This window comes from Bacteroidia bacterium (assembly GCA_016218155.1).
Lineage (GTDB): Bacteria > Bacteroidota > Bacteroidia > Bacteroidales > GWA2-32-17 > GWA2-32-17.
On the sequence record JACREQ010000029.1, the window covers coordinates 99,916 to 113,278 of the forward strand.

The 13,363-nt window shown below is 32.0% G+C and carries 12 protein-coding genes, 1 pseudogene and 1 riboswitch; of the genes and pseudogenes, 11 read left to right on the top strand and 2 right to left on the bottom strand.

Features of this window, described 5'->3' with window-relative positions; all coding sequences use genetic code 11:
* Positions 1-37 precede the first annotated feature (37 nt).
* Positions 38-568 (bottom strand): hypothetical protein, encoded by a 531-nt coding sequence (locus HY951_03970; GenBank protein ID MBI5539190.1) that lies wholly within the window; start codon positions 566-568, stop codon positions 38-40.
* A pseudogene (metH, locus tag HY951_03975) lies at positions 489-4,165 on the bottom strand (methionine synthase). Before metH ends, HY951_03970 begins: the two are co-directional and overlap by 80 nt.
* Before the next feature lie 13 nt (positions 4,166-4,178).
* Positions 4,179-4,279, bottom strand: a riboswitch (SAM riboswitch).
* 230 nt (positions 4,280-4,509) lie between these two features.
* On the opposite strand from metH, the gene HY951_03980 reads away from it, so the two are divergent.
* The 11 genes from HY951_03980 to HY951_04030 form a co-directional block, all read left to right on the top strand.
* Positions 4,510-5,637: a 1-acyl-sn-glycerol-3-phosphate acyltransferase gene (locus HY951_03980; protein MBI5539191.1), complete on the top strand. Its 1,128-nt coding sequence runs from the start codon at positions 4,510-4,512 to the stop codon at positions 5,635-5,637.
* 53 nt (positions 5,638-5,690) lie between these two features.
* On the top strand, positions 5,691-6,176 hold the full coding sequence (locus tag HY951_03985) for a hypothetical protein (GenBank protein MBI5539192.1): 486 nt from the start codon (positions 5,691-5,693) through the stop codon (positions 6,174-6,176).
* 6 nt (positions 6,177-6,182) lie between these two features.
* Positions 6,183-7,085, top strand: a complete 903-nt coding sequence (locus HY951_03990; protein ID MBI5539193.1) for a hypothetical protein — start codon at positions 6,183-6,185, stop codon at positions 7,083-7,085.
* 8 nt (positions 7,086-7,093) lie between these two features.
* Positions 7,094-8,239 carry a beta-ketoacyl-ACP synthase III gene (locus HY951_03995; protein ID MBI5539194.1) on the top strand — a complete coding sequence of 382 codons (1,146 nt, stop codon included), beginning with the start codon at positions 7,094-7,096 and terminating at the stop codon, positions 8,237-8,239.
* Positions 8,240-8,647 (top strand): hypothetical protein, encoded by a 408-nt coding sequence (locus HY951_04000; GenBank protein MBI5539195.1) that lies wholly within the window; start codon positions 8,240-8,242, stop codon positions 8,645-8,647.
* Positions 8,637-9,650, top strand: a complete 1,014-nt coding sequence (locus HY951_04005) for a BtrH N-terminal domain-containing protein (protein ID MBI5539196.1) — start codon at positions 8,637-8,639, stop codon at positions 9,648-9,650. Before HY951_04000 ends, HY951_04005 begins: the two co-directional genes overlap by 11 nt.
* Before the next feature lie 6 nt (positions 9,651-9,656).
* On the top strand, positions 9,657-10,394 hold the full coding sequence (locus tag HY951_04010; protein MBI5539197.1) for an ABC transporter ATP-binding protein: 738 nt from the start codon (positions 9,657-9,659) through the stop codon (positions 10,392-10,394).
* Positions 10,394-11,677 (top strand): ABC transporter permease, encoded by a 1,284-nt coding sequence (locus tag HY951_04015; GenBank protein ID MBI5539198.1) that lies wholly within the window; start codon positions 10,394-10,396, stop codon positions 11,675-11,677. Before HY951_04010 ends, HY951_04015 begins: the two co-directional genes overlap by 1 nt.
* Positions 11,677-11,940, top strand: coding sequence for an acyl carrier protein (locus HY951_04020; GenBank protein ID MBI5539199.1), 264 nt, complete (start codon positions 11,677-11,679; stop codon positions 11,938-11,940). The genes HY951_04015 and HY951_04020 overlap by 1 nt, the downstream gene beginning before the upstream one ends.
* A 9-nt stretch (positions 11,941-11,949) precedes the next feature.
* The gene (locus HY951_04025; protein ID MBI5539200.1) at positions 11,950-13,137 is read left to right on the top strand and encodes a beta-ketoacyl-[acyl-carrier-protein] synthase family protein; all 1,188 of its coding nucleotides are present in this window, start codon (positions 11,950-11,952) and stop codon (positions 13,135-13,137) included.
* Positions 13,138-13,144: 7 nt separating this feature from the next.
* A partial coding sequence (locus HY951_04030) for a hypothetical protein (protein MBI5539201.1) occupies positions 13,145-13,363 on the top strand: 219 nt, incomplete at its 3' end.

The window sequence follows — 13,363 nt, forward strand, 5'->3', positions numbered from 1 at the left end:
TAAATAATTCTTCCTCTTTAATTATTTTCACATGAATTTATTTTTTTGGAAAATAAATATTTGGTGAAGCATCGCCTTCTTTTTGAATAACTAATTTCTCAGCTGATAATTCTACAATTTTATATGTTACAGGTGCTTTTTCTTTTCCTAACTGGTTATCCCACTCTCTCATAATAATAGAAGATTCATCTTCGTTAAAATTCCAAAAACCAAGTACTGATGAAGATAAAAAACCTTCTCCAATTGTTCTTGAATAGGATAATTTTGTAGGGTCAGTCTGATCAATACCAAACACAACTGTTTCGCTTAAAAAATCAGCCATTTTCTTTACATCACCCTGTAATTGAATATCAGCAGTAATGCTTGTTGTATCCTTAATTACATCTGTAGTACCCTTTAAAGTAGCATTTGGATCAAGTTTCCAATTAATGGATGTAAGCAATTTTCCTTTATCTGAAAGAACTACTGCACCGTCTTTTGTATCACCTTTACCACCGCCGCATGAAACTGCAACAAAAAATAAAGCTATTAGGCTTAATGAAAACATTGATTTTGTAAGATTTTTCATAATATTGATTTTTGGTTATAATACAAATATATAAATATATATTTAAGTTCCAAAATATCTTGCTTCTGGATGAGCAAAATAAAACCCGGAAACCGTAGCAGTAGGAAACATGGAATAACTTTCAGTAAGAAAAGCACCTATATTCTCTGTAACATTTAACTCATTAAATATTACTTCCTTTAATTTATGATCCGGACAACTTGGATATCCTGGTGCTGGTCTTATTCCGCGATATTTTTCCTTGAGCATTTCTTCAATATTTACATTTTCATTTGGAGAATATGCCCATAATTCTTTTCTAACTTTTTCGTGAAGATATTCGGCAAGTGCCTCAGCTAACCTATCAGCAAGTATTCTAATCATGAGTGCAGAATATTCATCACCTGCTTCTTTATATTGTTTCTCAATTTTATCAGCACCCATCCCTGCTGTAGTGACAAACATTCCTATATAATCTGTTACATTTAATTCTTTTGGTGCAATATAATCTGAAAGACAAAGATTTGGTTGACTATCATCTTTTGGTTCTTTGTTACGAGGAAATTCAATTTCATGAATCTTGTCAGAAGAATTAAAGTAAACATTGTTACATTCAGAATAAGCAGGAAAAAATCCCAAAACAGCATCTGCACTTAATAAACCCTCATCAGCAATTTTATTTAAAAAGGTTTCTGCATCTTTTAGTAATTTTTTTGCTTCTTTCCCTTTTTCTGTATCATTAAGCAAAGCAGGATATGCACCTTTTAACTGCCATTGGTGGAAAAAATAAGCCCAGCTGATTAAAGGAATCAACTCTTTAATGGATATGTTTTTAATAACTTTTACTCCTAAAAACGATGGCTTTACAATATCTGCCTTTGTAACATCATACCTGAATTTATTATCCAATGCTTCCTGTTCTGATATTTCTTTTTTATTTTCTTGCCTCTTTAAGTGATTTGTTTTTAACTCTTCATATTCAGAATAAAGTTTTCTTAAATAATCTTCTTTTCTTTCAGTACTTAGTAAATCAGAAACTATTCCTGCACTTAATGAAGCATCCTTCACATGAACTACTGCACCCGAATATGCTTCTGCAATTTTAACTGCAGTATGTATTTTGGACGTTGTTGCGCCACCAATCAAAAGCGGAATTTTCATTCCTCTTTCTTCCATCCCTTTTGCAACATAAATCATTTCATCTAATGAAGGAGTTATTAATCCGCTTAATCCAACCATATCTACATTTAATCTTTCGGCTTCATTAAGTATTGTTTCCCGAGGAACCATAATTCCCAAATCAATTATTTCATAATTGTTACAAGCCAAAATAATTCCTGCAATATTCTTCCCAATGTCATGCACATCACCTTTAACTGTTGCTATTAATATTTTCCCGGCTTTTGAACTGCTTGCAGATAAACTTTGTTGTTCTAACAAAGGTTGCAATAAGGCAACAGCTTTTTTCATAACACGGGCACTTTTCATTACCTGTGGCAAAAACATCTGACCGGACCCAAATAGTTCACCAACCTTACTCATTCCGTTCATTAACGGACCTTCAATAATATCAATAGGCTTCGAAAGAATTTTTAGCATTTCTTCAATATCCTCATCAATAAAATCGGCAATTCCTTTTATAAGAGCATGGGCAAGCCTTTCTTCAACTGAAAGAGTTCTCCACTCATTTACAGATGTATCAGAAATAAGTTCCGATTTAAGATTTAAAGCAGCCTCTAATATACGCTCAGTAGAATCGTCTCTGCGATTAAAAATTAAATCCTCAGCTAAGTTTTTTATTTTTTCATCAATCTGATCATATACAGGAAGCGCACCGGCATTAACAATTCCCATATCCAAACCTGCCTTTATTGCATGATATAAAAACACCGAATGTAGAACTTGTCTTATTGCTTCATTTCCTCTGAATGCAAATGAAAGATTGCTAATTCCCCCACTTGTCTTGGCATAAGGTAAATTTTCTTTTATCCACTTTATTGCATCAAGAAATTCAATAGCAAAATTGTTATGTTCAGCTAATCCTGTACCTATTGTTAAAATATTAGCATCAAAAATAATATCCTCTGGTGGAAAATTAATTTTATTAACAAGTAATTCGTATGCACGTTTGCAAACATCAATTTTTCTTTGATAAGTTGTAGCTTGCCCTTCTTCATCAAAAGCCATAACAATTGCAGAAGCACCGTATTGACGAATCTTTGCGGCTCTTTCCAGAAATGCTTCCTCTCCTTCTTTTAAACTTATTGAATTTACAATAACCTTACCCTGCACAGATTTTAAACTATTTTCTAATACAGTCCATTTTGAAGAATCAATCATTATCGGAGCTTTTGCAACATCAGGATCAGAGCTTACCCAACGCAAAAATAATGGCATTTCTGTTTCTGCATCAATCATTCCATCGTCTAAACTAACATCAAACACTTGTGCTCCATTTTCAATTTGTTGACGCGCTACTAATAATGCGTCTTCATATTTATGTTCACGAATCAACTTTGCAAATTTCATTGAACCGGATACATTTGTGCGTTCACCAATATTTATAAAATTTGATTCTTTGCGAATTGTTAAAGCTTCCAGTCCACTTAATTTAGTTAATGGTTCAAATACAGGGACAATACGTGGTGAATATTCTTTAACTGCATTTGCAATTGCATTTATATGCTGAGGAGTAGTTCCACAACAACCTCCAACAATATTTAAAAGTCCTTTTTTTGCAAAAGTTGTTATAGTTTTTGCCATTTCTGCAGCACTCTCGTCATATTCGCCAAACTGATTTGGTAATCCTGCATTTGGGTAAACACTAACATAACATGATGCTTTCTGAGAAAGCTCTTCTAAATAAGGTTCTATCTGTTTTGCACCAAAAGCACAATTTAGTCCGATAGAAAACAAGTTTGCGTGAGACATAGAAATAATAAATGCCTCAAGTGTTTGACCTGAAAGTGTTCGCCCTGCATTATCTGTAATAGTTACAGAAATCATAATCGGCAAACGAATATTTTTTTCTCTGAAAACTTCTTCGGTTGCATAAAGCGCAGCTTTAGCATTAAGAGTATCAAAAATTGTTTCAATAAGAATTAAATCTACACCACCATCAATCAATCCGTTAATTTGTTCTGAATATGCTATAACTAATTCATCATATGTAACATTTCTGGCAGCAGGATTATTTACATCAGGTGAAAGTGAAGCTGTTTTATTTGTCGGTCCTATTGAACCTGCAACAAATCTGGGTTTATCTGGTAAATTATATTTTGCTGTTGCGTTTTTTGCAATTTTTGCGGCTTCAAAATTTATTTCATAAGCCAGACTTTCCATTTTATAGTCTGAAAGAGAAACTCTTTGAGCATTAAAAGTATTTGTTTCAATAATATCAGCTCCTGCTTCAAGGTATTTTTCATGAATTTCCTGAATAACTGCTGGTTTAGTTAATACCAACAAATCATTATTCCCCTTTAAAGAAGATGAATGATTTTGAAATCTTTGTCCGCGATAATCTTCTTCTGTCAGCTTATAGCGCTGAATCATAGTACCCATAGCTCCATCAAGCACGAGTATTCGTTCTTTAATAATTTCTTGCACGTGTTTTTTCATTTTTTTACCGTTTAAATTATTATTCCCTTAGGGCAGGTTTTGGCACCTTTTCCATTGCTGGACGGTTGCCAGAGGTTCACAGAGCCTGTTCTCTTGCCTCATTCTTTATAATTCAAACATCCTTTATGGTGAGAGGAAATTTGACAGTGCAAAAATAATAGAAATAGAAATAAATGCCAAATATCAACTTTTTGCAATACCAGGTTTCCTTTACAAATTACTTCACATTGATTATCTTAAACTTATAACGTCATGAAAATTGAATATTAGCTTTTAGTAATAATGTATTTACAAATTATCATTCTATTTTCTATCTTTGCGCTCTTACAACAGTTACAATTTATATGTATCTAGAGGATTTTGAGGAAATAAGACCGTTTCATGACAGTGAAATAAATGCTGTATTGAACGGCTTGATTACAAATCCATTTTTTACTCAGGTATTAGATTTATATTTTCCAAAAAGCAGTCATCAGGACATTTTCAAATTACTTAGCAACACACATACTTCAAACGATTTTCAGACTTCATTCATGCTCAAAGTAATTAAAGTAATTTTAGATATTACCTCAAACGGCTTATCATGTAGTGGAATCGAAAATCTTTCTCCAACAACATCTTACCTATTTATTTCTAATCATAGAGATATTATTCTTGATTCTGCTATTTTGCAAAAAATTCTTTTCGAACATAATTTTCCAACTACTGAAATTGCATTTGGAAGCAACCTGATGGACGTTCCATTAATATCAGAACTTGGCAGAGCTAACAAAATGTTCATTGTTAAACGTGGTGGAAATCCAAGAGATATATTAAAGAATTCTTCTGTACTTTCATCTTACATCAGATATGTGCTTTTACAGAAAAAAGTCTCAGTTTGGATTGCACAAAGAAACGGACGTACAAAAGACGGCAATGACAAAACTGAAATTGCTTTGCTTAAAATGTTGAATTTAAGTGGAGAAAAATCAGTTCAGGAAAATGTAAAAGAACTAAATGTTGTTCCTATTTCAATGTCATATGAATATGAAACATGTGATGCCGAAAAAGTAAAAGAACTTTATTATTCTTCACAAAACGAAAAATATGAAAAGAAACCAGGTGAAGATACTGTTAGTGTAATTAAAGGAATTAAACAAAGCAAAGGAAGAATTCACTTAGCTTTTGGTAAACCATTATCCTCAGAAGCCATTGATAGTTTTTCGAATGAGTCAAATGCTGAATTTTTTAAAGATATGGGACAATATATCGATAAAGAAGTAGCAGCAAATTTTAAATTATGGCCCAATAACTATATTGCTTACGACTTATTAGAAGGCACACAATTATTCAAAGATAAATATACCGAATCAGAAAAAAGTACATTTTTGACTTATCAGGACAGAAACTTAAAATGTATTGAAGGTAACGCTAACGACATAAGCAACTTATTTTTAAAACTTTACGCCAACCCTGTTAAAAACAGTTTTTAAGCTGAGTTTTTCTCTTCATTAATTCTTATTTTTGCAATAGTTAAAATATTTTAATGTATTTCTGCACAATTATATATTTTCTTTTGTTTAATTTCAATAATTATGAAATTAAAAATAATAATCCGACAAATTATAAATCCGATTACTATTCTGCCTTTTCATCTATTGATACTGTTAAAATAAATAAACAAATTAGCCAGATTTCGGCTTCACAAATTGCAGAGAAAAAAGCATATATTGGTGCATTGTTAATGAGAAAAGCCGGACTTGTTAGTGCAATAAGTAATAAATTAAGTTTATTTTTGGAAGGCAGAAAACTTTTAGAAGCAGCCATATCCAAAGAAAAACAAAATGCCGAATACCGTTTCCTAAGATTAGCCATTCAGGAAAATTGTCCTGCAATATTACAATATAACAGCAAAATTGATGAAGACGTAGTTATTATCAGACAATCTTATAGTAATTTTACAAATGAACTAAAATTAGCTGTAACAGATTACAGTAAAACATCCAAAGCATTAAAAGTAAGCGACCTGTAAATAATAATGTGTAAAAATATTTTAATAGTATATTATTCTCAGTCTGGTCAATTAAAAAAGATTGTCGATAATTTTTCATTGCCATTTATTGAAAGTGGAAATAATGTTGAATTTTATGAAATAAAACCCATCACTGATTTTCCATTTCCGTGGACCAGCAAACAATTTTTTGATGCAATGCCGGAAAGTGTTGCAGGTATTCCTGTTAAATTACAAGAACCAAATTTTAAAAGAGAATCTTATGATTTAATTGTATTTGCATACCAGCCATGGTATTTATCACCAAGTATTCCGGCAACTTCAATTCTTCATAATTACGAATTCAAAAAAAGACTTAACAATACCCCTGTTATTACTTTAATTGGCTCGAGAAATATGTGGGTAATGTCTCAGGATGAGATAAAAATACTTTTAAAATCTGCTGGTGCAAAACTGGTGGGGAATATTGTTTTACGAGACAGGCATCAAAATCTAGTTAGTGCTATTACTGTTCAATACTGGATGTTTACAGGCAAAATGGATAAGTGGTTAGGATTTTTTCCAAAACCCGGAATTTCAGAAAAAGACATCGAATCGGCAAAAGCCATTGGATTTTTAGTTTTAGAATATTTTTCAAATAACAATCTTGAAAAGTTGCAAAAAGAACTTATCAGGACAAAAGCTGTTGAAATACACTCTGATTTACTGTTTATTGAGTCTCGCGGACATATGATGTTCGAAATATGGGCTAAAGCAATTCTTAAGAAAAAGAACCGTAAACTCTGGATAAATCTTTTTAAGTATTATTTAATAATAGTATTATTTGTTTTATCACCTTTTTTATTATTAATTTATATATTATTTTTCAAACCATTTCTTTTAAATAAAATTAAAAAACAAAAAGCTCATTATCTTTCTGTAAATTATTAAATTTTAGTATGATCAACGAAGTCTACATAAACAAAGCGTCCAAGTTTCTGCCAAATAATCCTGTTTCAAATGACGAAATGGAAGATTATTTAGGTTTAATAAATAAAAAAGTATCAAAATCAAAATGCATTGTTTTGCGAAATAATGGTATAAAACGCAGATATTATGCAATTGATAAAAATGGAGTTCTTACGCATACAAACTCACAAATGACTGCTTTGGCAATTCGAAGCTTATTCGATAACAAAGTAGAAGAATTAAAAAAAATAGATCTTATTTCATGCGGAACATCAACACCAGACCAGATGATGCCATCACACGGAGTAATGGTTCACGGTTGGTTACCCGAATGCAGCGCAATTGAAGTTGTTTCTCCTTCTGGAGTTTGTTGCTCAGGAATGCATGCATTAAAATATGCATGGATGTCGGTAAAATTAGGAGAAGCTACAAATGCTGTTGCTACAGGTTCCGAAAGATTATCAAGAATACTTCGTTCTGACGTTTTTGAAGAAGAAACACAAAAATTAATAGAAGCTGAAAAAAACCCATACATAACATTTGACAAAGATTTTTTGCGCTGGATGTTATCTGATGGTGCGGCTGCAGTTCAGCTTACAAATAAGAAAAATGAAACCGGATTAAGCCTTAAAATTGAATTTTTAGACGGAGTTTCATATGCTCATCTTGCTGAGCCTTGTATGTATATGGCTGCTGAAAAAAATGAAGACGGAACTTTAAAAAGCTATATGGATTATTCCAGTAGCGAATTAATTGACAATTCTATTCTTAGTATAAAACAAGATGTAAAATTACTAAGCAATAAAATTGTTTCTTTTGGTTTTGACAAAATTAAATCATTATTCGAAAAGAATAATCTTAAACCAGAAGATATAGACTATTTCTTGCCTCATATGTCCAGTGAATTTTTCAGATCTAAAATGGCTGAAATGCTTGACATGAATGGCATGCACATACCACAAGAAAAATGGTTTACCAATCTTTCGTATGTTGGAAATGTTGGAGCTGGCTCAATTTATTTAATGATTGAGGAACTTTTCAATAGTGGTAAACTGGTAAAAGGGAATAAAATATTTTTAACTGTTCCTGAGAGTGCAAGATTTTCATACATGTATGGTTTATTGACAGTTTGTTAAATGGAGAAAAAAGACTTACCACAAGATCCCAGCCATTTAGATAAATTTACTACAGAAGTATGCTATGTAACTGATGAATCAGGAAAGTATACCACAACACAAAGCAGAGGATGGGAAGTAAAAGCTACAGCTCTTGATGTTGCATGGAAAGATATTGAAACAAGGTTAAAAGAAGCGTTTGAAGCTGTAAAAAATAAAGAAGCAAGCCCGATACTTTTCTATATGGAAAAAAAGTTAATGGATTTAACTCTTGTTTCATCTTATACCGGATTCTGGAAGTGGCAGGTAAAACGACATTTAAAACCAACAACATTTAACAAATTGCCAGAAAGTAAATTGCAGAAATACGCACAGCTTTTTGAAGTAAATATTAATGAACTTAAAAACCCAAGTCTGAATGCAGATTAACTTTGAGCACATACAATCTGCACACTGCGAAAATGGCGTAACTTCTAATTTGTTACGACACGAAGGTTTAAAAAAAATTACAGAACCTCTAGCCTTTGGAATCGGATCTGGTTTATTCTTTATTTATATACCTCTCCTAAAAGTCAACAATGGACCTGCATTTTCTTACAGAACAATGCCAGGATTAATTTTTAAACGCACATGCAAATCTTTAGCCATTGATGTAACAAGAAGAAAATTTAAATCTACAGAAGAAGCTCAAGTTTTTTTGGATGATTGTTTAAAATCAGGTCAGCCGGTTGGATGTCAGGTTGGAGTTTATTTCCTAACATACTTCCCTAAAGAATATCGATTCCATTTTAACGCTCATAACATAGTTGTTTTTGGTAAAGAAGATGACAATTATTTAATTAGTGATCCGGTAATGGATAATACTACAACTCTTAGTACATACGAATTACAAAGGGTTCGTTTTGCTAAAGGCGCACTCGCACCAAAAGGACAATTGTATTATCCAAAAATAAAAACAGAAGTAACAGATGATCAGATAAGATTTGCAATAACAAAGGGAATTAAAAGAAATGTTCGCGACATGTTACACATTCCCGGCGGAATAGCAGGAGTCAGCGGAATTAAATATACAGCAAGGAAAATAACAAAATGGAGAGATAAACTCGGAGTTAAAACAGCAGGAATATATTTAGCTCAACTTGTCAGAATGCAGGAAGAAATTGGAACAGGTGGTGGTGGTTTTCGTTTTATTTATGCTGCCTTTCTTCAACAGGCATATCAATTTCACCCAAAAGATGAACTATTAAAAATCTCAGAACAATTTACAAAAGCGGGTGACTTATGGCGCTCATCTGCAGTTCAGGCTGCTGGTATTTTTAAAGGTCGAATAACGTCTCAACAGGATTTTAACGATATGGGAAATTATTTAATGGAAGTTGCGGAAATAGAAAAAAAAGCTTTTGTTGCTTTATCAAAAATAAACTGGCGATAAAATTATATGTTAGCAGTTCAAATTAATAATCTAGATTTCAGCTATAAAGGACAAACATCTTTATGCTTATCAGATATTAATTTAACAATAAACGAAGGTGAAAGATTTGGCTTGTTCGGACCAAATGGTGCAGGAAAAACAACATTACTTTATTTAATGACTGGTCTTTTACAAAACACAACCGGCAGTGTAAATATTTTTGGAAGAAAAATAAAACGCAAAAATGGTGTAAAAAGGTTATTCGGATTTGTTCCACAGGATTTTGCCTTCTATGAAGAACTTTCTATTATTGATAATTTAGAATTCTTTGGAGCCTGGTCAGGATTAGAAAAAAAAGAAATTAAACTTAAAACTGAAGAGCTTCTTGAGATACTTGGTTTAAAAGACTTCAGAAAAATTGCTGTTAAAAAATTCTCAGGGGGAATGAAACGCAGAGTAAATCTTGCTATCGGAGTAATTCACAAACCAAGAATATTATTTCTTGACGAGCCAACTGTTGGAGTAGATGTACAAACACGACATGCTATTATAAATTATCTTAAAAAATTAAATTCTGAGGGTACAACCTTAATTTATACTTCACATTTGCTTAATGAAGCTGAAGACTTGTGTGATAGAATTGCGTTAATTGATGAAGGAAAAATTATTGCTAACAACAGTCTTGATATTCTTATTAAAGAACATAACGTTTTAAATCTGGAAGGATTATTTTTAAAATTAACAGGAAAAGCATACAGAGACTAATGTTTAAATTCTGGGCATCAATATTAAAAGAATTTCGCTTGCTGATTCGTGACAGAGTTGGGATCTCTCTTATGTTTATTATGCCAATTGCTCTGGTTGTTGTTATAACAAGTATACAAAATAATACATTTGAACTACTAAACGACAAAAAAATTACTCTTATTTTGTGCAATAAGGATAATGGGAAAACAGCTAATGAGATAATTGAATCGTTGCAAAAAACACATATGTTTAAAATTATCAGTATTAGTAATACTGTTAATGAATGTAACATTAATACTGAAATGAAAAAAGTTGATGCAATGGTTTCGTTAATTATTCCAGAAAACTATTCTACTAATCTGAATAATAAAATAGACAATTCGACAAAAAAAGCACTAACAGAATTTGGATTAAAAACAGACTCAACCATAAATAACACAATAATTAAAGGCGATTCTCTTGAAATAATTTTTAACCCTGTGCTTCAGGAAAGTTATAGATATTCTATAAGAAGTGCGTTACAAAGCTTGCTGCTATTTACCGAGAATAAATTAATGGTGAGATCATTATTCTTTTCAATAAACGGCAAAGAAATACCTGCTGAATTTGAAAGTGAAATGATGCAAAAAGGTCTTTCAATAAAAGAGAAAATTTCAGGCTACGACAATAATAATGTTATTCCGAATGCAACACAGCATAATATTCCTGCATGGACAGTTTTTGCAATGTTTTTTATGGTTATTTCATTGGGAGGTAACATAGTTAAAGAAAAATTAAGCGGTAGTTTTATTCGTTTAAAAGTATTACCAACAAGTTATTTAGCCAGCTTAATCTCAAAACAAATAATTTATTTATTAGTTGTTTTAGTTTTAGTAATGCTTATTTTTTCAATTGGTGTGTGGGTTTTTCCTCTGATAAATCTTCCTCCGTTAAATATGCCGTCAAACATATTCGGAGTTTTTCTGGTTTCAACAATCTGCGGAATGACAGCCATAAGCTATGCTTTGTGCATTGGAGTATTTGCCGAAACTCAGGAACAATCGAGTGGATTCGGAGCAGTGTCTATTGTAATTCTTGCTGCCATTGGCGGTGTATTTGTCCCCTCTTTTGCAATGCCACATTCGTTTCAGTTTATAATAAAATGTTCTCCATTTTACTGGAGTTTACAGTCATACTATGCATTATTTTTAGAAAGCAAGAAAATAAATGATATAATAATAAATATTTTACCTTTGCTTTCAAGTATCGTAGTTTTTCAGATAATAGCTTTTATTGGTTTAAAAAGAAAAAATTTGATATAATGGAAAGAGAAGAATTAAAACTTCAGTTAAAGAATCATATCATTAAGTACTTAAACTTACTTGAAATGACTCCTGATGACATTAAAGACGATCAACCACTTTTTGGTGATGGATTAGGCTTAGATTCGATTGACTCTATTGAATTAATTGTTTTGCTCGAAAGAGAATATGGAATAAAAATTCAGGACCCTAAAGACGGCAGAAAAGTTTTAACTGACATTAATTCAATGTTAGATTATATTCAGGAACACCGTACAAAATAATTTTTATTAATGAGCCGGATTGTAATAACAGGATTTGGTGTTATTAGTGCACTTGGCGATTCGGTTGAAGCCAATCATAATGCTCTTGTAAAAGCAAAATGTGGCTTATCTTCACTTCAATTATTTAAAACTGTTTATTCCGACTTGCTAAAATTCGGAGAAATAAAGATTGAAAACGAACAATTAAAAAGTCGTTTAAACATTAACCTCAAAGGAGTTACACGAACCTCATTACTTGCATTACATGCATTAAATGAAGCTGTTTACAATAGCAAATTAGAAAAATCACAAATTGCATCTTACGACACAGCATTAATTGTTGCAAATACAGTTGGCGGAATGTGTCTTACTGATGAATTATTTCAGGATGCAAATTCTAAAGAGAATGCATCAGAATTTGTAGCTTCTTATGATTGCGGATCAACCACTTTATTTTTACAAAACATACTTGGAATCAAAGGTGTTTGCAATACAATTAATACCGCCTGCTCCTCCTCTGCCAACGCCATAATGTTTGCTGCACGATTAATTAACAACGGTTACGCAAAACGTGCAATAGTTGGCGGTGTTGACAGTCTTGCTAAATTCACTATTAACGGTTTTAATTCATTGGGAATTTTAGCTCCTCAAAGCTGTAAACCATTTGACAAAGATAGAAATGGGCTAAATCTTGGCGAAGGCTCAGGGTTTGTTGTTATGGAAAAAGAATCCGATGCTTTAAATAAAAATATTTATGCTGTGCTTTCCGGGTATTATAACTCCAATGATGCTTTTCATCCCTCATCTTTATCGGATAATGGTGATGGACCATTTTTAGCAATGAAAGGAGCTTTAACAACAGCCAATCTTTCTCCTTCACAAATTGGTTATGTAAACACACACGGAACAGGTACTGAAAATAACGACGAAGTTGAAAGTAAAGCATTGCTTAGAATTTTTGAAACAGTACCACCATTTGCCTCAACAAAGTCTAAAATCGGACATTGTTTAGGTGCTGCTGCTGCAATTGAATCTGTTTTTAGTATAATGGCATTATACAATCAGGAAATTTATCCAAGCCTCAATTTCAGCACACCCATTGAAAGCACAGGTTTAACGCCACAATTGGAATACAAAAAGCATTCATTTGACAATATTATGACTAACTCCTTTGGTTTTGGTGGTAATTGCAGTTCACTTATTTTTTCTAAAAAATAATTTTATTATGTATATTCATAAATCAACATGCATATCACCACAGCAAACATACTCTGATGTTGATTTAGAAAAATTAAATATTTCCGTAAATAATATTCTGTCTGTTGTTGAACCTAAATACGAAAACATTCCATTAAATATTTTAAGGAGAATGGGAAAAGCAGTTAGAATGGGTGTTGGAGCAGCTTTGCCATTAATAAAAGATTCTAAAATTGATGGCATAATA